The following is a 16,766-nucleotide window of genomic DNA, read 5'->3' as shown; positions in this document are numbered from 1 at the left end:
CGCCCGTACACATGACTGTGTACGCTCGTACGCATGGGCTACGGACTGCTGGCGGGCGCCATCGCGGCGGAGATCCTCGCCACCACCTCGATGAAGTACAGCGAGGGCTTCACGAAGCTCTGGCCGTCCCTCGTCACCGGCGTCGGCTACCTCGTCGCCTTCGTGCTCCTGGCCCAGGCGCTCAAGACCCTCCAGGTCGGCACCGCCTACGCCATCTGGTCCGGAGCCGGCACCGCCGCCGTCGCCGTCATCGGCTTCCTCTTCCTCGGCGAGAGCCTCAACGCCGCCAAGATCGCCGGCATCCTGCTCATCATCGCCGGGGTCGCCGTCCTCAACCTCGGCGGCGCGCACTGATGGCCCGCCCCCGGCGGTACGACCCCGGACGGCGCGAGCGGATCGTCGACGCCGCCCTCACCGTCGTCGGACGCGCCGGAATCGCCGGACTCAGCCACCGCACGGTGGCCGCCGAGGCCGATGTGCCGCTCGGCTCCACCACGTACCACTTCGCCTCCCTCGACGAACTCCTCGTCGCCGCGCTCCGCAAGGCCGACGAGGGCTTCGGGCGGCTGCTCCGCGAGCACCCCGCCCTCACCGCCCCGGACACCGGTCTCGCCGCCGCGCTCGCCCGCCTCCTGGGGGAGTGGCTCGACGGCGAACGGGCCCGCGTGGAGCTGGAGTACGAGCTCTACCTCGCCGCCCTGCGCCGCCCCGCCCTGCGCCCGGTCGCCGCCGAGTGGACCGAGTCGGTCGTCGCCGCCCTGGCCCACCGCACCGACCCCGTGAGCGCCCGCGCCGCCGTCGCCGTCATGGACGGCCTCTGCCTCCAGGCCCTGCTCACCGACGGCGCCTATGACGAGGAGCGGGCGCGCGTGGTCCTCGCGCGGGTCCTGAACGAAGCACCGAGACCGCCGCTCGCCGGCTCGTCGGAACCTCCCGCGGACCCGCCCGACACCTGAGACCGGTTGGCCCGGGCGGGGGCCCGCCGGTTAGGTTTTCCGTCATGACCACTGCTCCTCGCACCACCGGCGCCGTCGCCGCCGGCCTCGCCACCATCGCCGGCGACGGCACCGTTCTCGACACCTGGTTCCCCGCCCCCGAGCTCACCGACGCGGCCGGCCCGGCCGGCACCGAGCGCCTCACCCCCGACGAGGCCGTCAACGCCCTGGGCGAGGGCGCCGCCAAGGCCCTCGGCGTGGACGCCCGCCGCGGCGTCGAGGTGGTCGCCGTCCGCACCGTCATCGCCTCGCTCGACGAGAAGCCGATCGACGCGCACGACGCCTACCTCCGCCTCCACCTGCTGAGCCACCGGCTGGTCAAGCCGCACGGCCAGAGCCTGGACGGCGTCTTCGGCCTGCTCGCCAACGTCGCCTGGACCTCGCTCGGCCCGGTCGCCGTCGACGACATCGAGAAGGTCCGGCTCAACGCCCGCGCCGAGGGCCTCCACCTCCAGGTGACCTCGATCGACAAGTTCCCCCGCATGACCGACTACGTCGTGCCCGCCGGAGTCCGCGTCGCCGACGCCGACCGCGTCCGGCTCGGCGCGCACCTCGCCGCCGGCACCACCGTCATGCACGAGGGCTTCGTCAACTTCAACGCCGGCACCCTCGGCACCTCGATGGTCGAGGGCCGCATCTCCGCCGGCGTCGTCGTCGGCAACGGCTCCGACATCGGCGGCGGCGCCTCGACCATGGGCACCCTCTCCGGCGGCGGCAACGTCGTCATCTCGATCGGCGAGCGCTGCCTGATCGGCGCCGAGGCGGGCGTCGGCATCGCGCTGGGCGACGAGTGCGTCGTCGAGGCCGGTCTGTACGTCACCGCCGGCACCCGGGTCACCATGCCCGACGGCCAGGTCGTCAAGGCCCGCGAGCTCTCCGGCGCCTCGAACATCCTCTTCCGCCGCAACTCGGTCACCGGCGCCGTCGAGGCCCGCCCGAACAACGCGGTCTGGGGCGGTCTGAACGACATCCTGCACAGCCACAACTGATTCCGGCGGCCCCGCGTCCGCAGGGCGCGGAGCCGGCCCGGAGGACGCGGCGGTCGCCGGTCAGGCCATCACCGGCGCCGCCGCCCGCACCAGCGCCCCGTGCGCCGCCCGCAGCCCGTCGGCCGTCTCCCGGCCGGCGGGTTGCAGCGGTTCCCGCACCGGACCGCCCAGCAGCGCCTTCACCGTCACCGTGCCCGGCAGGCCGGAGGCCATCATCAGCTCGGCCAGCGGCAGCGTCCGGGCGTGCAGCCGGGCCGCGCCCGCGGTGTCGCCCGCGTCGAAGGCGTCGAGGACCGCGCGCAGCTGACGCGGAGCCACGTTCGCCACCGTGCTGACGTAGCCCGCGCCGCCCACCGCGTACAGCGGCAGGTTCAGCTCCTCGCAGCCCGAGTAGTACGCGAGGCCCGTCTCCGCGATCAGCCGCGCCGCGCCGAGCAGATCGTACGAGCAGTCCTTCACGGCCACGATCCGCGGGTGGCGGGCGAGCCGCCGCATCGTCGCGGGCTCGACCCGGGTGCCGGTGCGGCCGGGGATGTCGTACACCATCACCGGAAGCCCGGCCGCGTCCGCGACCTTCAGGAAGTGTGCCTCCACGGCCGCCTGCGGGGGACGGCTGTAGTACGGGGTGACGACGAGGAGCCCGTCCGCCCCCGCCTCCTCGGCCTGCCGGGCGAGGGCGACGGTGTGCCGGGTGTCGGCCGTGCCGACGCCCGCGACGACCGACGGCCCGGGGCCGACGGCCTCCCGCACCGCGCGGATCAGGCCGGCCTTCTCGGCGTCCGTGGTCGTCGGGGACTCGCCCGTCGTGCCGTTCAGGACCAGGCCGTCGCAGCCCTCCGCGACCAGCCGGGCGGCGAGCTCGCGCGCCGCGTCGAGGTCGAGGCCGCCGGCGGCGTCGAACGGGGTGACCATCGCGCACAGGGCGCGCCCGAAGGGGCGTTCAGTGTTCATCCGAGAAGTCTGTGCGGGCATGACCGTGAAGGTCCACTTAGATCTTCTTGGTTCGAGAATTCAGTATCTGTGAACGATGGCCGTCTGGCATGATCGGCCGGGCGCGGCAGGGGAACAGGGAGAACAGCACAGCATGAGCGAACAGCGTGTCGCACTCGTCACCGGATCCTCCTCGGGCATCGGCGCCGCCGTCGCCCGACGCCTCGCCGACGCCGGCTACCGGATCGTCGTCAACTCCGCGCGGTCCGTCGCGGCGGGCGAGGCCCTCGCCGCCGCACTCCCGGACGCCGTCTACGTCCGGGCCGACGTCTCCGACGAGTCCCAGGCCACCGCGCTCGTCGCGGCCGCGGCCGAGGCGTACGGCCGGCTCGACCTCCTCGTCAACTGCGCGGGCACCACCCGCTTCATCCCGCACGACGACCTCGAAGCCGCCTCGCCCGAGGTCTGGCGCCACCTCTACGACGTCAACGTCATCGGCGTCTGGCAGACCGTCACCGCCGCCGTCCCGCACCTGCGGAAGACCGGCGGGAGCATCGTGACCGTCTCCTCCCAGGCCGGCGTCCGGCCGGGCGGTAGCTCCATCCCGTACGCCGTCTCCAAGGCCGCCGTCAACCACATGACGAAGCTCCTCGCCAAGACCCTCGGCCCCGACATCCGCGTCAACGCGGTGGCGCCCGGTCTCATCGACACCCCCTGGTTCGACGGGGTGGAGGGCGCCGACGCCGCCAAGGAGCACGTGGCCGGCGTCGTGCCGCTGCGCCGGGTCGGCCGCCCCGAGGACATCGCCGGAGCCGTCTTCGACCTCGCCCACGCCTCGTACATCACCGGCGAGGTCCTCCTCGTCGACGGAGGCGGGCACCTGCTCGGCTGACCTACCGGAGCGGCAGCTTGAAGCCGTCGTGGCTGCGCGCGAAGCCCAGCGAGGCGTAGAAGCGGTGGGCCTCCGTCCGCCGCTTGTCGCTGGTCAGCTGGACGAGCGCGCAGCCGCGCTCCCTCGCCCGCGCCACGGCCCGCTCCATCAGCTCCCGGCCGAGCCCGCCGCCGCGCCGGTCGGCCCTGATCCGCACCGCCTCGATCAGGGCCCGTTCGGCGCCGCCCCTGCCGAGCCCGGGGATGTACGTGGCCTGGAGGCAGCCGAGGACGAGACCGCCGTCCACCAGGACCAGCACCTCGTTGCGCGGATCGCCCTCGATGTCCGCGAAGGCCCGCTCGTACGCCTCCGTGACGAGGACCGACCCGGGGTCGACGACCCCGTCCTCGCCGGCGAGCAGCGCGAGGACGGCGGGCAGTTCGGCGCGGGTGGCGGGGCGAAGGATCATGGCGCGAAGTCTCCCACGGCGGAACCCCTTGACCTCGACCAAGCTTGAGGTAGGAGAGCCGGGGCATCCGAACCGAGCCGGAGGAGACATCCCGTGAACGCCGTCGCACACCCCGACGCCCGACCCGACCTGCACCGCCCCGGAGTCGGCGCCGTCCTCGTCAGCACCTGGCGGGTCGGCACCCCCGAACGTCAGCGCGCGGCCGTCGAGGCCATCCGGAAGGCCTGGGAGGGCCGGGCGTGGCCGGACCTCGGACTGCTCTCGTACAGCGTGCTCGCCGGCACCGACGGGGACACGCTGCTGCACTACTCGCAGTGGACCGAGCAGGAGGCCTACGACGCGTTCGTCCGCACCTACCGGGACGACCGGAACGCCGAGATCGACGCCGCCGTCCCCGGCATCGAGCGGGTGGAGCTCCGCCGCTACGGGCCCGTCCACCGCTCCACCGCCCGCCGCGCCACGGCCACGGGGGAGCTGCCCGGGGTCGTCGTGATCGTCGAGGCCGACTTCGACCCGGCCGGGGACGGGCCCGGCGCGCGGCAGCGGGAGGAGTGGGTGGACGCCGTGTTCGCCGCCCTGGACGAGGACGCGAGGACGCGCCCGGCGCCCGGCGGCATCAGCGGCCGGTTCCATCTGTCCACCGACGGCGCCCGGGTCCTCAACTACGCCGAGTGGGAGAGCGAGCGGGCCCACGAGGACTGGCTCGCGGACGACGCCCCGCTGAGCGAGGCCTGGAGGCGGGTCCAGCACGACCCGAAGCTCACCGGCGGCCGGGTGCGGCGGTACACGCCCGCGCTCCGTCTGAGCGCGGGCGGGTGACCGGTCGGGCCGTCAGGGACGGAAGCGCAGCACCTGCGGGTCGTGGTCGCTGTCCTGGTCGGCGAACTCCGCGTTGATGTGGACGCTGTCGTACGTGAAGTCGCGGACGCCCGGGCTGGTCAGGATCTGGTCGAGGACCTGGGTGTTGCCCTGGTAGACGTACGAGTAGCGCTCGCTGCGCGGCAGCGACTTCACGGCCGGGTACAGCGCGCCGCCGTCGGTCAGCGCCCGCGTCGTGCCCGAGAACTCGAAGTCGTTGATGTCGCCGACCACCAGCACGTCGGCCTGCTTGTCGACGGCGGTGATGTCCTTCACGAAGGCGTTGACGGCCTGCGCCTGGAGGAGTCGCTTCGCCTCGGAGGAGCGGGTCGGCGGCTGGTGGTGGGAGACGATGGACTCGTCGCCGCCCTTCGAGCCGAAGTGGTTGGCGATCACGAAGACCGTGCGGCCCCGGAAGACGAACTCGCCCGCGAGCGGCTTGCGGCTGGCCTCCCAGGCGGCGTTCGACGGGTCGACACGGCCGGGGGAGAGGGTCAGCGCGGCGCGGCCCTTCGAGCCCGTCACGGCGGTGCCGGTGGTGGCGTCGCCGCCCGGGCGGTCCGTGAAGGAGACCCGCGCGGGGTTGAAGAGGAAGACCTGACGGATGTTGCCGCCGGGCTCGCCGCCGTCCTTGCCGTTCTCCGGGTCGATCGAGCGCCAGGAGTACGCCGGACCGCCGGCGGCCACGATCGCGTCGGTGAACTTCTTCACCGTCACGTCCGCGGCGACCGTGCCGTCGTTCTTGGCGCCGTTGTTGTCCTGGATCTCCTCCAGGGCGACGATGTCGGGCGAGGCGAGGTTCTCCACGACCGCCTTCGCGAGCGCGTCGAACTTCTCCTGCGGGTCGGTCGGGTCGAGGTTCTCGACGTTGTACGTCGCCACGGCCAGCTCGTTCTTGTGCTGCGCGGCCGTGGTCTCGCGCTTCAGGCCGCGGTCGACGACCGTGCCGAGGGTGCGGGCGGTCAGGGTGTAGCCGCCGAACTGGTTGAAGTCGAGCGGACCCTCGGTGGGGCCGGTCAGCCGGTCGCCCACGTTCGCCTTGGGGAACGGCTGCTGGGCCAGCGGGATCAGCGACTGGACCTGGAGCCGGCCGGTGTTCTGGGACTCGTACGAGCCGTAGACCGTGCCGCCGCGCCGGTTGCGGTTCTCCCAGGGCTTCACCGTCACCCAGAGCTCCGCGTACGGGTCGGTGGCGCCGACCACCCGGGAGGAGCCGATCCGGACGTTCATGCCCTCCAGGGACTCGTAGTAGTCCAGGGCGTACGTCTCGGGGTCCAGGGTCAGGCCGTTGATCGAGCCGCCCGCGGCCGGGTCGCCCTCGGGGGCGTACGCGTCGGGGACCGACCAGGCCGAGATCTTCACCGGGGCCGGGACCGGGTTGTCCTTCGACACCACGGTGACCACGGGCTTGGAGATCTGGGTCAGCGACTGGTTGCCGGACGTCAGGCCGCCGGGGACGTACTCGGTGACCGTGCCGTTCACGCTGACCGCGTCGCCGACGGCGACGGTCGGGACGGAGCTCGTGAAGACGAAGACGCCCTCACTGGTGGCCGGGTTCGCGTCCGCCTCCGGGTCCTGGATCCAGAAGCCGCGCGAACCGTAGGTACGGACGCCGGTCACGATGCCCGTGACGCCGGTCACCTGCTTGCCGGCGAGGGGCGAGACGCGCGTCGTGCCCTGGATGTCGTGGACGCGGACGCCGGCGGTGTCCTCCGCGACGGCACTCGACGAGCCCGCGAGCAGACCGGCGGCGAGGGCGGAGGCGACGACGGCGGAGACGGCCGCGAATCTCGGTATGGACGAAGACATCAGAGGCTCCGGAGGGTGCTTGGAGGAACGGCAGATGAATCTACGCGCGTCAATCTCTTGTGAGAGCAGTGGACTTGTCAAGAGTCGACGGGTGTACGAAGGCTGACGGATCCGTGAACCGACGGACGGGGGGCCGGATGCGTCTACGCTGAGGACCGCTCTCCGAGCCCCTTCACCTTCACCCACGCACGCGTCGAGGAGACCCCCCAGATGTCAGCGGAGCACCCCACCCTTCCCCCCGTTCGGCTGCGTGCGGACGCGGAGCTGGCGCGGGACGCCCTGGCCGCCCCCCTCCTCGCCCAGGCCGTCCGCCTCGCCCGCTGGGCCGGACCCGGGACCCGGGTCGACGCGGGCGGCGAGCTCGTCGACGAGCAACTCCCCGAGGCCGCCGAGGTCCTGGGCCTCACGGACGACGAGGACGGCGAGACCTGGGCCGGTGACGCCTGGCGGCTCGCCGTCGACACCGGTCTCGTCGCCGTCGAGGACGGCGAGGAGCGCGAGGACACCGACGAGCCCGGGCGGGCCGGACCCGGCGAGAACCTCGCGCTGGTCACGGGCGGTTCGCCGCAGGACGTCCTCGGGCTCTGGCTGGACGGCTTCGACGCCGTCTTCGCCGACGCCGTCGCGCCCGTCCTCGACGACCTCGACGCGATCGTCGGCGAGGACGGCGAGATCGACTTCGACGCGCTCGACTGGGACCCCGAGGTGGAGGCCGAGTTCCTGGAGGGCGTCCTCGGCAACCTCTACCTGCTGACCGTCAGCGAGGGCGGCGCCGGGGACGGCCCGGTGCCGCTGCCCGCGCTCGCCGCGTCGATGGTCGTCCCCGACGACATGGGCGAGCCCACCGACGACGTCCTGGAGCAGGTCTCGGACGCGATGATGCGGCTCGACGAGCAGTTCCGGCTCCTCGAACCGATGGGGCTCGTCGAGTACCAGCCCGTCGACGAGGCCCTGATGGCCGAGGAGGGCGAGGAGCCCGCGGCCCCCGTCGACGACGAGGACGTCACCCGCTACGGCATGGTCCGGCTCACCCCGCTCGGTCTCTACGGCGTCCGGGCCCGGATGCTGGAGGCCGGCGTGGACGCGCCCGCGGTCGGCGACCTGACGGACAAGGGCGCGGAGGCGCTCCTCGACGGCATCGCCGGCTACCCGGAGGCGGCCGCCCGCGAGGAGACCGCCGCGTGGCTGGCGGGCCGTGACGCGCTCGGCGCGGCGCGCGAGCTGCTGCACGCCGCGCGGGGCGCCGACGCGGGCTCCCCGCTCCGGCGCCTGCACTGCCAGCAGACCCTGTCCCTGGTGGGCGCCGAGGCGGAGCCCGCCGTCCGTGAGGTCCTCGACGACGCGGAGCTCGGCGGCCTCGCCCGGGTCTGGCTCGCCGAGCGCGGCGCGGCGGACGTGCCCGCCCCGCCGGAGTCGATGATCTTCTGGCTGGCGATCGACACGATCGCGGCCCAGCTCGACTCGGACGGCGACCTCCAGGAGCTCCAGGAGCTGATCGAGGGGCTGACCGGCCGGCACAGCGGCTTCTTCGAGGCGGCCTGGCGGATCGACCACCCGGCGACGGCGGAGGTCCTGGAGGCGATGGGCCGCCTGCACCGGGACAAGACGGCGGCGAAGGAGGCCCGCAAGGCCGCCTTCAAGGCCCGCTCCCGCACGGGCTCGTCGGGCGCCTGAGGTTCGGCGGCGCTGCCGCTCGCCGCGCGCGCGAGGTCCGGCGGCGCTGCCGCGCGCCCTGCGCCCGAGGTCCCGGGCCTCAGCCGCTCGCCGTGCGCCTGAGGCTTCGGGGGCGCAACGCCCCCGTGGCCTCCGGCCGTTCGCGGGGGCGGGACGGGTGCCCGGTGGTGTTTCCGTGGTGTTCAGGCGGTGTTCTCGGGGGCGCGGGAGGGTGTGCCGCGAGATCCGGCCACCACAGGGAGACCCCACCACCATGCCTCTCAACCGCAGAGAGTTCGCCAAGCAGTCCGCCGTCGCCGGTGCGGGCCTCGCCCTCACCGGTGCCGTCGGGGCTCTCGCCACCGCGCCCGAGGCGCTCGCCTCCGACGAGCCGGAGGCGTACGGAGCCGGCCACGGCCACGGTCACCACCACGGACACGCGCTCGGGTACGGCCCGCTGGTCGCCGACCCCGACGGTGTGCTCGCCCTCCCCGAGGGGTTCTCGTACCGCGTCGTCACCCACAGCGGCGTCACCCGCCTGGAGTCCGGCGAGTTCACGCCCTCCAACCACGACGGCACCGCCGCCTTCGCCGGCCCGCGCGGCTCCACGTACCTCGTCAACAACCACGAGCTCAAGGGCCCCCGCGCCTCCTGGCCCCACCCCGTCCCGCTCACCGAGGGGCTCGTCTACGACCCGGCCGCGGCCGGCGGCTGCACCGTCGTCGAGGTCCACTGCGACGGCACCGTCGCCGAGTGGGTCGGCATCGCCGGCACCTCCACCAACTGCGCGGGCGGCCGCACCGCCTGGGGCACCTGGCTGACCGGCGAGGAGACCGAGGACCTGGCCGGCAAGAACGGCATGACCAAGGACCACGGCTACATCTTCGAGGTGGACCCGCGCGACCGCCGCGCCAACCTCGCCCCGAAGCCGGTCAAGGCCTTCGGCCGCTACGCCCACGAGGCCGTCGTCATCGACCCCAAGCGCGGCCACGCCTACCTCACCGAGGACGCCTCCGGCCCCAACGGGCTGCTCTTCCGCTGGGTGCCGCCGAAGGGCTTCGAGCACGGCCGCGGAAAGCTCCGCACCCTCGCCGACGACGCCGGTGTGCTCCAGGCCTTCAAGTGCATCGACTCCACGGGCCTCTTCGTCGACGACCTGTCCCGCGCCACCCGGATCGGCACCGTCTACGGCGTCGACTGGGTCGACGTCCCCGACCGCGACGCCCGCACCACCCCGGTCCGCAAGCAGTTCACGGCCGGCCAGGTCACCCGCGCCCGCAAGCTGGAGGGCATGTGGTGGGCCGACGGCGGCGCCTACGTCGTCTCCTCCTACGCGCGCGCGGAGAGCCCCGGCGCCGCCCACGACGGCCAGGTCTGGTTCTACGACCCGAAGCGCCGCACCCTCACCCTCAAGGTGCTCCTCGGGGTGAACGCGGCCCCGGACGAGGACGGCGCCTTCGACGGCCCCGACAACATCACCGTCTCCCCGTACGGCGGGCTCGTCATCGCCGAGGACGGCGAGGGCGTCCAGCACCTCTTCGGCGCCACCGACTCGGGCCGCACCTACCCGATCGCCCGCAACGACCTCAACGGGAGCGAGTTCACCGGCGTGGTCTTCTCGCCCGACGGGGACACCCTCTTCGCCAACATCCAGGACCCGGGCATCATGGTGGCGATCACCGGCCCCTGGCGCCGGCAGCCCCGTCGCTGAGACAGTTGAGGCTGAAACTGATCTCTGGTCAGTCCCAGGGAGTGACACCTAACATGTCAGTCCATGGACGCACTGCGGCCCGTGGGCCGGACCCTGCTGCGTGACCGGGCCTACGAGGCGCTGCGCGAGGCCATCGTGCGCGGCGACCTCGCCCCCGGCGCCTCGCTGAAGGACGCCGATCTCGCCGACCGGCTCGGGCTCTCGCGCGCACCCGTGCGCGAGGCCCTGGCCCGGCTCGGCGACGAGGGCCTCGTCGAGTCCAAGCCGCAGAGCTACACCCGGGTCACCCGGCCGGTCAGCCGGGTCGTCCGGGACGCCGCCTCGGTGGTGCGGGTGATGCACGAGCTCGCGGCGCGGACCGGTGTGCCGCTGGTCGGCCCGGAGGGCATCCGGACCATGCGCGAGGCCAACGAGCGCTTCGCGGCGGCCGTCCGCGACTCCGACGTCGAGGCCGCCCTGACCGCCGACGACGAGCTCCACCAGGTCCTCGTCGTCGCCAGCGGCAACCACGCGGCCGCCGCCACCATCGCGCGGTACACCCCGCTGATCCGCCGGGTCGAGCGGCGTCTCTTCGGCGACTCCGGGAGCTGCGGGTCGGCCGAGCTGCACGCCCGGCTCATCGAGGCGTGCGCGGCGGGGGACGCCGAGGAGGCGGTGCGGGTGACCACGGAGATCTGGGCCGCCCTGGAGCAACTCGCGGACGACGCCATCGAGGTGGCCGAGGTCACCGGCATTCCCGGGCCGGCGGATCCGCCCCCGGGGACGTAGCGCGTCCAGGACCTCCGACCAGCCGCCATCCACCGGGAGCCGCCATGCCGATCACCGACTTCGACCGCTATCCGCTTCTCTTCGGGCCCTCCCCGGTCCACCCGCTCGACCGGCTCACCCACCACCTCGGCGGCGCCGCCCTCTGGGCCAAGCGCGAGGACTGCAACTCCGGTGTCGCGTACGGCGGGAACAAGACCCGCAAGCTGGAGTACCTGGTCGCGGACGCCCTCGCCCAGGGCTGCGACACCCTCGTCTCCATCGGCGGGGTCCAGTCCAACCACACCCGGCAGGTCGCCGCCGTCGCCGCCCGCGCCGGACTGAAGTGCGTCCTCGTCCAGGAGAGCTGGGTCGACTGGCCCGACTCCGTCTACGACAAGGTCGGCAACATCCTGATCAGCCGCCTCGCGGGCGCCGACGTCCGCCTGGTGAAGGCCGGGTTCGGCATCGGCTTCAAGGAGAGCTGGGAGCAGGCCCTGCGGGAGGTCGAGGAGGGCGGCGGCAAGCCGTACGCGATCCCGGCGGGCGCCTCGGACCACCGGCTCGGCGGCCTCGGCTTCGCGAACTGGGCGTACGAGGTGGCCGAGCAGGAGCGCGAGCTCGGCGTCCTCTTCGACACGGTCGTCGTCTGCTCGGTGACCGGCTCCACCCAGGCCGGCATGGTCGCCGGCTTCGCCGCGCTCGCCGAGGAGGGCGGACCGGCCCGCCGGGTCATCGGGATCGACGCCTCCGCGAAGCCCGTCCCGACCCACGAGCAGATCACCCGGATCGCCCGGGACACCGCCGCCCTCATCGGCGTCGAGCGCGAGGTCACGGCGGCCGACGTCGAGCTGGACGAGCGCTATCACGCGGGGGTGTACGGCGTCCCGGACGAGACCACCCTCGACGCGATGCGGCTCGCCGCCCGCACCGAGGGCATGGTCACCGACCCCGTCTACGAGGGGAAGTCGATGGCGGGCCTGATCGACCTGGTGGACCGGGGGGAGATCGGCCGGGACTCGACCGTGCTCTACGCCCACCTCGGCGGCCAGCCCGCCCTCAACGCCTACAGCGCCCTGTTCTGAGGTGGACGGCGCGCCGGGGCCGCGAGGCGGCCCACAGCGCGCTGCTCCGCGCGGGTCCTACAGCGCCTGGGCGGCCGGCTTCACCATGCCCCGGACGGTCCGCGACTTCACGAACTCGCCCATGGCCGTCATCTCCCACTCGCCGGAGAACTGCTTGATCAGCTTGGCCATCATCACGCCGGTCTGCGGCTCGGCGGACGTCAGGTCGAAGCGCACCAGCTCCTCGCCCGTCGCCGCGTCGATCAGCCGGCAGTAGGCCTTGGCGACCTCGGTGAACTTCTGCCCGGAGAAGGAGTTGACGGTGAAGACCAGGCCGGTGGCGTCGGCCGGGAGACGGCCCAGGTCGACCGTGATGACCTCGTCGTCGCCCGCGCCCTCACCGGTGAGGTTGTCGCCGGAGTGCTTGACCGAGCCGCCGAGGATGGTCAGCTTGCCGAAGTAGCAGCTGTCCAGGTGGTTGCGCTGGGGGCCGTACGCGATGACGGAGGCGTCCAGGTCGATGTCCTTGCCCCGGTAGGCGGGCTCCCAGCCGAGGCCCATCCGCACCTGGGAGAGCAGCGGCCGGCCGCCCTTGACGAGGGACACGGTCTGGTTCTTCTGGAGGCTGACCCGGCCCTTGTCCAGGTTGATCTTGCCGGTGGACGCGGGGGCGGCGGCCGGGGGCGCGGCCGGCGGGGCCGGGGCGGCGACGCGCGGGTCCACGGGGGCGACGGGCGGCGCGGGCGGCACCGGCGGGGCGGCCGGGGCCTGGGCGACGGGTGCGGGGGCGGCGGGCGCGGGGGCCTGGGCGGCGGCGGGCTCGTCGTCCACCGAGACGCCGAAGTCGGTCGCGATGCCGGCGAGCCCGTTCGCGTACCCCTGGCCCACCGCGCGGGCCTTCCACGCGCCGTTGCGCTGGTAGATCTCCACGACCACCAGGGCCGTCTCGGTGGCGAGCCGGGGCGGCGTGAACGTGGCGATCACCGTGCCGTCGTCCGCGTTCCGGATGGTGGCCGTGGGCTCGATGCCCTGGAAGGTCTGGCCCGCGGCGTCCGGGCTCGCGGTGACGACGATCCTCTCGATGCCGGCGGGCAGGGCGCCGGTGTCCACCTGGATCGCGTCGGGCGCGGCCCCGCCGCCGGAGCGGTAGGTGACACCGGGCCCGGCCGGCTGGTTGTAGAAGATGAAGTCGTCGTCCGAGCGCACCTTGCCGTCGGCGCCGAGCAGCAGGCCCGAGACGTCGAGCCGCACGGGGGCGGCGACGTCCACCGCCACGCGCGTGGTGGTGAGAGGGATGTTCGAGCCGGGGGTCATAGCGGTCATGCCAGGGCTAACGATCCGGGTCCCTTTGCCGTTCCCTTACCCGCGCCCGGTTCGGCCGGACCGGTTACGCGGATGCTCCCTGGCCTGGCGTTCGTTGCCGAAGCGGTACGCGCCCGTCCACCGGGCCATGACCAGCTGGGCGTCGCCCGCCTCCACCTCGGCCAGGAACTTCGCGGCGCGACCGCCGCGGAGCACGCCCGCGGCGCGGCCCCGGTGGGTGAGGACGACGGAGCCGTCGCGGCGCTGCTCGTAGGCGAATCCCTGAGGTCGTGGCATGCCGCGCATCCTGCCGTTCCCGGTCAGATCCGTCATATGAATATTCTTTCGGTCCATGGGGAGTGTGGGGGCCGCGCGTGGCGCGGGTGCTGTGGGCGGGAGCTCGTTCCGGACGGGTGACGTGGACGAGGCGCGCGAGGAGCTCGACGTGCGCTATTACGCGAACCGCATGGCCGTCGTCGACCGGGAGCGGCGCCCCTTCGCGGCCCGCTTCGACACCGTGGCGCTCGGGCCGCTGGTGATCGGCGACCTCAGCTGCGGCGCCGACGTGCGGATGAGCTTCGGCGAGCTCGGCGCGTACCACCTGAACGCGCCGCTGACCGGGACGATGGAGATGCGCCAGGCCGGCGGCCCCCGGATCACCGCGACGCCAGCGGAGGCACTGCTCCTCGACCCGGTGGGGGACACCTTCCTCGACCGCTGGAGCGGGGACTGCCGGACCCTGTCCGTGAAGGTCGGGGCGGCCGCGCTGCGCGACCGCCTGGAACAGCTCACGGGCCGGCCGCCGCGCGGTCCGCTCGTCCTCGCGCCCCTGCTCGACATCACGCGCGGCCCCGGCCTGAGCTGGGTGCGCTTCGCCCGCCAGGTCGCCGCCGAGGCCCTGGCGGGGGAGGGCCTCGCCACACACGAGCTGGTCGCCCGACCGCTCCAGGAGGCGCTCCTGAACGGGCTGCTGCTGGCCGCCGAGCACCCCTGGCGCGAGGCGCTCGCGCACCCGGGGGAGGCGCGCCGCCCGGCCCCGGTCAAGCGCGTGATGGACGCGGTGCGGGAGCGCCCGGAGCACCCGTTCACGACCACCGAACTCGCCGCGCTGGCCCGGGTGAGCGTGCGCCGCCTCCAGGAGTCCTTCCGGGAGTACGTGGGGATGTCGCCGATGGCGTACGTGCGGGAGGTCCGCCTCGACCGGGTCCGCGAGGAGCTGCGGGCGGCCGCGCCGGACGAGGTGAGCGTCAGCGAGGTGGCCTGGCGCTGGGGCTTCGCCCACCAGGGCCGGTTCGCGGCGCGCTACCGGGAGCGGTTCGGCGAGTCGCCCTCACGGACCCTCCGGACGGGCCGTTGACGGGGGCTTCGGGCCGTTCGGGCGGACCGGAGGGCGGGCGCGGAAGGGGGCGGCGGGGCTTCCGGGCGCAGCGGACGACGGGGGGCCGCGAGCTGTCCGGGCGCACCGGACGACCGGCTGCGAGCTGTCCGGGCGCGGCCGAGGGAGGGCGCGTGCTTCTTTGCGCCAACCCACCGCGCAATCCGGACAGCTGTCGCGTTCCGCGGCTCGCGATGATCTTCGGTCGCGCCTACGGTGAGCTGGTCGGATGCGCCGAGGCGCGCGTCGCGACCCGGGCCCCGGCCGGCTCCCCCGTATCAGTCCGGCCGGGTCCTGCGTACCTCCTCGCTCACGCCAGCCCGCCGTTGCTCATCAGCAGCTGTCCGTTGACCCACTGGCCCTCGGGGGAGCAGAGGAAGCCCACCAGGTGCGCGGTGTCCCGGGGGGTGCCGAGGCGGCCGAGCGGGGTCTGCCGGACCATCTCCCGCCGCAGTCCCTCCGTCATCCAGCCGGTGTCCACCGGGCCCGGGTCGACGGCGTTGGCGGTGACCCCGAGGTGCGCCAGCTCCCGCGCCGCGGCCAGGGTGATCCGGTCGAGCGCTCCCTTGCTCGCCCCGTACGGGAGGTTCCCGACGGTGTGGTCGCTGGTCAGGGCGACGATGCGGCCGGTGCCCGGAGCGCCGGTGAAGCGGCGGCCGAACTCCCGGATCAGGAGCCAGGACGCGCGCGTGTTGACGGCGAAGTGCCGGTCGAAGCTCTCGACCGTCGTGTCGAGCAGGCCCGAGTCGACCGACTCGCAGTGGCACAGGACGAGTGCCGTGACCGGGCGGCCGTACCGCTCCGCGACCGCGTCGAAGACGCGCCCGGGCGCCTCCGGATCGGCGAGGTCCGCCTCGACGGCCAGGGCGGCCGCGCCCCGCGCGGCGAGGTCCCCGAGGATCGCCTCGGTCGCGCCCTGCTCGACCCCCCACTCCATGCGCAGGTCGTAGGGGGTCCAGCAGGTGAACGCGATGTCCCACCCCGACTCCGCGAGGCGGCGGGCGATGCCGGCGCCGATGCCGACCGTGCGGCCGACACCGGTGACGAGGGCGACCGGACGGGTCATGGGGTGTTCTGTTCGGTGCCGGTGCCGGTGCCGGTGCCGGTGCCGGGGTGCGGCGGGCGGGTGCGGGCCGGGTGCGGCCGGCGCTCCCACCGGGGCGGGTCCTCGCAGAAGCCGCCGCCCAGGTAGAGGTCGTCGGCGCTGCCCTCCGGCGGGAGGCCCTGTGCGGCGATCAGCCGCTCCGCGTACGGCTCGGAGTCGTCGCGGGGCGCGTAGCCGAGGGCTTCGGCCGCGGAGAGGTCCCAGTACGCGCGCGTGTTGGCGGACGAGCCGTACACGACCGTGTGGGCGACGTCCTCGGCGCCGAGCGCGGCGTGCAGCAGGCGGGCGCAGTCTCCGGGGCTGAGCCAGAGCGACAGCATCCGCACCGTGGTGGGCTCCGGGTAGCAGGAGCCGATGCGGAGGGAGACCGTCTCGATCCCGTGCAGGTCCCAGTAGAGCTGGGCCAGGTCCTCGCCGAAGCACTTGGAGAGGCCGTAGAAGGTGTCGGGCCGGTGCGGGGTGCCGACCGGGATCGGCGGCTCGCCCTCGCGCGGGCGCCGGGTGAAGCCGACGGCGTGGTTGCTGGAGGCGAAGACCACCCGGCGGACCCCCTCCTCGCGGACGGCCTCGTAGAGGTGGTGCGTGCCGGCGATGTTGGCGACGAGGATGTCCTCGAAGTCGGCCTCCAGGGCGATGCCGGCCAGGTGGACGACCGCGTCGACGCCCCGGACCGCCTCGCGCAGCGCCGCGCGGTCCGCGAGGTCGGCGACGATCGCGTCCGGGGCGCCCGGCACCGGGGCGGCGTCCAGGAGCCGCAGCGCGTAGCCGTACGGGGGCAGCAGCTCCCGCATCAGCGTGCCGACGCCTCCGGCGGCTCCGGTGAGCAGGACGGTGCGGGGTCCGGACATGGGGCGGTCTCCTCCGTCGAGTGCCAGGCACCTGAGTGTGGTT

The 16,766-nt window shown here is 73.9% G+C and carries 16 protein-coding genes and 1 pseudogene; 10 read left to right on the top strand and 7 right to left on the bottom strand.

Annotation, left to right across the window (positions count from 1 at the left end):
• Positions 1-33 precede the first annotated feature (33 nt).
• Genes ACFYXU_RS07390 through dapD form a run of 3 tightly spaced genes read left to right on the top strand, consistent with a single transcriptional unit; the run spans position 34 to position 1,984 of the window.
• Entirely contained in the window at positions 34-354 is a 321-nt protein-coding gene (locus ACFYXU_RS07390; protein ID WP_361399822.1) for a multidrug efflux SMR transporter, read from the top strand.
• Positions 354-956 carry a TetR/AcrR family transcriptional regulator gene (locus ACFYXU_RS07385; RefSeq protein ID WP_376508741.1) on the top strand — a complete coding sequence of 201 codons (603 nt, stop codon included), beginning with the start codon at positions 354-356 and terminating at the stop codon, positions 954-956. Before ACFYXU_RS07390 ends, ACFYXU_RS07385 begins: the two co-directional genes overlap by 1 nt.
• Positions 957-1,000: 44 nt before the next feature.
• Positions 1,001-1,984: a 2,3,4,5-tetrahydropyridine-2,6-dicarboxylate N-succinyltransferase gene (gene dapD, locus ACFYXU_RS07380; protein WP_376508743.1), complete on the top strand. Its 984-nt coding sequence runs from the start codon at positions 1,001-1,003 to the stop codon at positions 1,982-1,984.
• Positions 1,985-2,044: 60 nt separating this feature from the next.
• Here dapD and dapA read toward each other — a convergent pair whose 3' ends face one another.
• Positions 2,045-2,935, bottom strand: coding sequence for a 4-hydroxy-tetrahydrodipicolinate synthase (gene dapA, locus ACFYXU_RS07375; protein WP_389456826.1), 891 nt, complete (start codon positions 2,933-2,935; stop codon positions 2,045-2,047).
• Between the two features lie 133 nt (positions 2,936-3,068).
• On the opposite strand from dapA, the gene ACFYXU_RS07370 reads away from it, so the two are divergent.
• Positions 3,069-3,806, top strand: a complete 738-nt coding sequence (locus ACFYXU_RS07370; protein ID WP_376508747.1) for an SDR family NAD(P)-dependent oxidoreductase — start codon at positions 3,069-3,071, stop codon at positions 3,804-3,806.
• Position 3,807: 1 nt separating this feature from the next.
• Here ACFYXU_RS07370 and ACFYXU_RS07365 read toward each other — a convergent pair whose 3' ends face one another.
• Positions 3,808-4,254 carry a GNAT family N-acetyltransferase gene (locus ACFYXU_RS07365; protein WP_389456824.1) on the bottom strand — a complete coding sequence of 149 codons (447 nt, stop codon included), beginning with the start codon at positions 4,252-4,254 and terminating at the stop codon, positions 3,808-3,810.
• Positions 4,255-4,347: 93 nt separating this feature from the next.
• On the opposite strand from ACFYXU_RS07365, the gene ACFYXU_RS07360 reads away from it, so the two are divergent.
• Entirely contained in the window at positions 4,348-5,073 is a 726-nt protein-coding gene (locus ACFYXU_RS07360; protein ID WP_389456822.1) for an antibiotic biosynthesis monooxygenase, read from the top strand.
• A 12-nt stretch (positions 5,074-5,085) separates the two neighbouring features.
• On the opposite strand, the gene ACFYXU_RS07355 is transcribed toward ACFYXU_RS07360, so the two are convergent.
• Positions 5,086-6,921 carry an endonuclease/exonuclease/phosphatase family protein gene (locus ACFYXU_RS07355; protein ID WP_389456820.1) on the bottom strand — a complete coding sequence of 612 codons (1,836 nt, stop codon included), beginning with the start codon at positions 6,919-6,921 and terminating at the stop codon, positions 5,086-5,088.
• A 210-nt stretch (positions 6,922-7,131) separates the two neighbouring features.
• On the opposite strand from ACFYXU_RS07355, the gene ACFYXU_RS07350 reads away from it, so the two are divergent.
• The 4 genes from ACFYXU_RS07350 (at position 7,132) to ACFYXU_RS07335 (ending at position 12,114) form a co-directional block, all read left to right on the top strand.
• A complete protein-coding gene (locus ACFYXU_RS07350; RefSeq protein ID WP_376508755.1) occupies positions 7,132-8,595 on the top strand; it encodes a hypothetical protein in 1,464 nt (487 codons plus the stop codon).
• A 253-nt stretch (positions 8,596-8,848) separates the two neighbouring features.
• Complete coding sequence (locus tag ACFYXU_RS07345) at positions 8,849-10,285, top strand: alkaline phosphatase PhoX (protein ID WP_389456818.1); 1,437 nt, start codon at positions 8,849-8,851, stop codon at positions 10,283-10,285.
• Positions 10,286-10,348: 63 nt separating this feature from the next.
• Positions 10,349-11,053, top strand: a complete 705-nt coding sequence (locus ACFYXU_RS07340; protein ID WP_389456816.1) for a GntR family transcriptional regulator — start codon at positions 10,349-10,351, stop codon at positions 11,051-11,053.
• Positions 11,054-11,097: 44 nt separating this feature from the next.
• Positions 11,098-12,114: a 1-aminocyclopropane-1-carboxylate deaminase gene (locus ACFYXU_RS07335; RefSeq protein ID WP_376508761.1), complete on the top strand. Its 1,017-nt coding sequence runs from the start codon at positions 11,098-11,100 to the stop codon at positions 12,112-12,114.
• Positions 12,115-12,171: 57 nt separating this feature from the next.
• Here ACFYXU_RS07335 and ACFYXU_RS07330 read toward each other — a convergent pair whose 3' ends face one another.
• On the bottom strand, positions 12,172-13,416 hold the full coding sequence (locus ACFYXU_RS07330) for a TerD family protein (RefSeq protein ID WP_376508763.1): 1,245 nt from the start codon (positions 13,414-13,416) through the stop codon (positions 12,172-12,174).
• Positions 13,417-13,452: 36 nt separating this feature from the next.
• Entirely contained in the window at positions 13,453-13,692 is a 240-nt protein-coding gene (locus ACFYXU_RS07325) for a hypothetical protein (protein WP_329856465.1), read from the bottom strand.
• 121 nt (positions 13,693-13,813) lie between these two features.
• On the opposite strand from ACFYXU_RS07325, the gene ACFYXU_RS07320 reads away from it, so the two are divergent.
• Positions 13,814-14,752: an AraC family transcriptional regulator gene (locus ACFYXU_RS07320; RefSeq protein ID WP_376508765.1), complete on the top strand. Its 939-nt coding sequence runs from the start codon at positions 13,814-13,816 to the stop codon at positions 14,750-14,752.
• Between the two features lie 328 nt (positions 14,753-15,080).
• Here the strand turns inward: ACFYXU_RS07320 and ACFYXU_RS07315 are convergent, their stop codons facing one another.
• A complete protein-coding gene (locus tag ACFYXU_RS07315) occupies positions 15,081-15,836 on the bottom strand; it encodes an SDR family oxidoreductase (RefSeq protein WP_389456813.1) in 756 nt (251 codons plus the stop codon).
• 86 nt (positions 15,837-15,922) lie between these two features.
• Positions 15,923-16,723: pseudogene (locus tag ACFYXU_RS07310) on the bottom strand (NAD-dependent epimerase/dehydratase family protein); the annotation flags it as partial.
• Positions 16,724-16,766 lie beyond the last annotated feature (43 nt).

Source organism: Streptomyces sp. NPDC002232 (assembly GCF_042890295.1).
Taxonomy (GTDB): domain Bacteria; phylum Actinomycetota; class Actinomycetes; order Streptomycetales; family Streptomycetaceae; genus Streptomyces.
Note: the sequence above shows the minus strand (reverse complement) of the source record. Positions and strands in the feature narration are given on the sequence as shown.

Bases quoted from the DNA above. Each gene is read 5' to 3' on its own strand.
- dapD (WP_376508743.1), top strand. From the start codon at position 1,001: ATGACCACTGCTCCTCGCACCACCGGCGCCGTCGCCGCCGGCCTCGCC.
- ACFYXU_RS07350 (WP_376508755.1), top strand. From the start codon at position 7,132: ATGTCAGCGGAGCACCCCACCCTTCCCCCCGTTCGGCTGCGTGCGGAC.
- ACFYXU_RS07345 (WP_389456818.1), top strand. From the start codon at position 8,849: ATGCCTCTCAACCGCAGAGAGTTCGCCAAGCAGTCCGCCGTCGCCGGT.
- ACFYXU_RS07390 (WP_361399822.1), top strand. From the start codon at position 34: ATGGGCTACGGACTGCTGGCGGGCGCCATCGCGGCGGAGATCCTCGCC.
- ACFYXU_RS07370 (WP_376508747.1), top strand. From the start codon at position 3,069: ATGAGCGAACAGCGTGTCGCACTCGTCACCGGATCCTCCTCGGGCATC.
- ACFYXU_RS07340 (WP_389456816.1), top strand. From the start codon at position 10,349: ATGGACGCACTGCGGCCCGTGGGCCGGACCCTGCTGCGTGACCGGGCC.
- ACFYXU_RS07365 (WP_389456824.1), bottom strand. From the start codon at position 4,254: ATGATCCTTCGCCCCGCCACCCGCGCCGAACTGCCCGCCGTCCTCGCG.
- ACFYXU_RS07385 (WP_376508741.1), top strand. From the start codon at position 354: ATGGCCCGCCCCCGGCGGTACGACCCCGGACGGCGCGAGCGGATCGTC.
- ACFYXU_RS07330 (WP_376508763.1), bottom strand. From the start codon at position 13,416: ATGACCGCTATGACCCCCGGCTCGAACATCCCTCTCACCACCACGCGC.
- ACFYXU_RS07315 (WP_389456813.1), bottom strand. From the start codon at position 15,836: ATGACCCGTCCGGTCGCCCTCGTCACCGGTGTCGGCCGCACGGTCGGC.
- dapA (WP_389456826.1), bottom strand. From the start codon at position 2,935: ATGAACACTGAACGCCCCTTCGGGCGCGCCCTGTGCGCGATGGTCACC.
- ACFYXU_RS07355 (WP_389456820.1), bottom strand. From the start codon at position 6,921: ATGTCTTCGTCCATACCGAGATTCGCGGCCGTCTCCGCCGTCGTCGCC.
- ACFYXU_RS07335 (WP_376508761.1), top strand. From the start codon at position 11,098: ATGCCGATCACCGACTTCGACCGCTATCCGCTTCTCTTCGGGCCCTCC.
- ACFYXU_RS07325 (WP_329856465.1), bottom strand. From the start codon at position 13,692: ATGCCACGACCTCAGGGATTCGCCTACGAGCAGCGCCGCGACGGCTCC.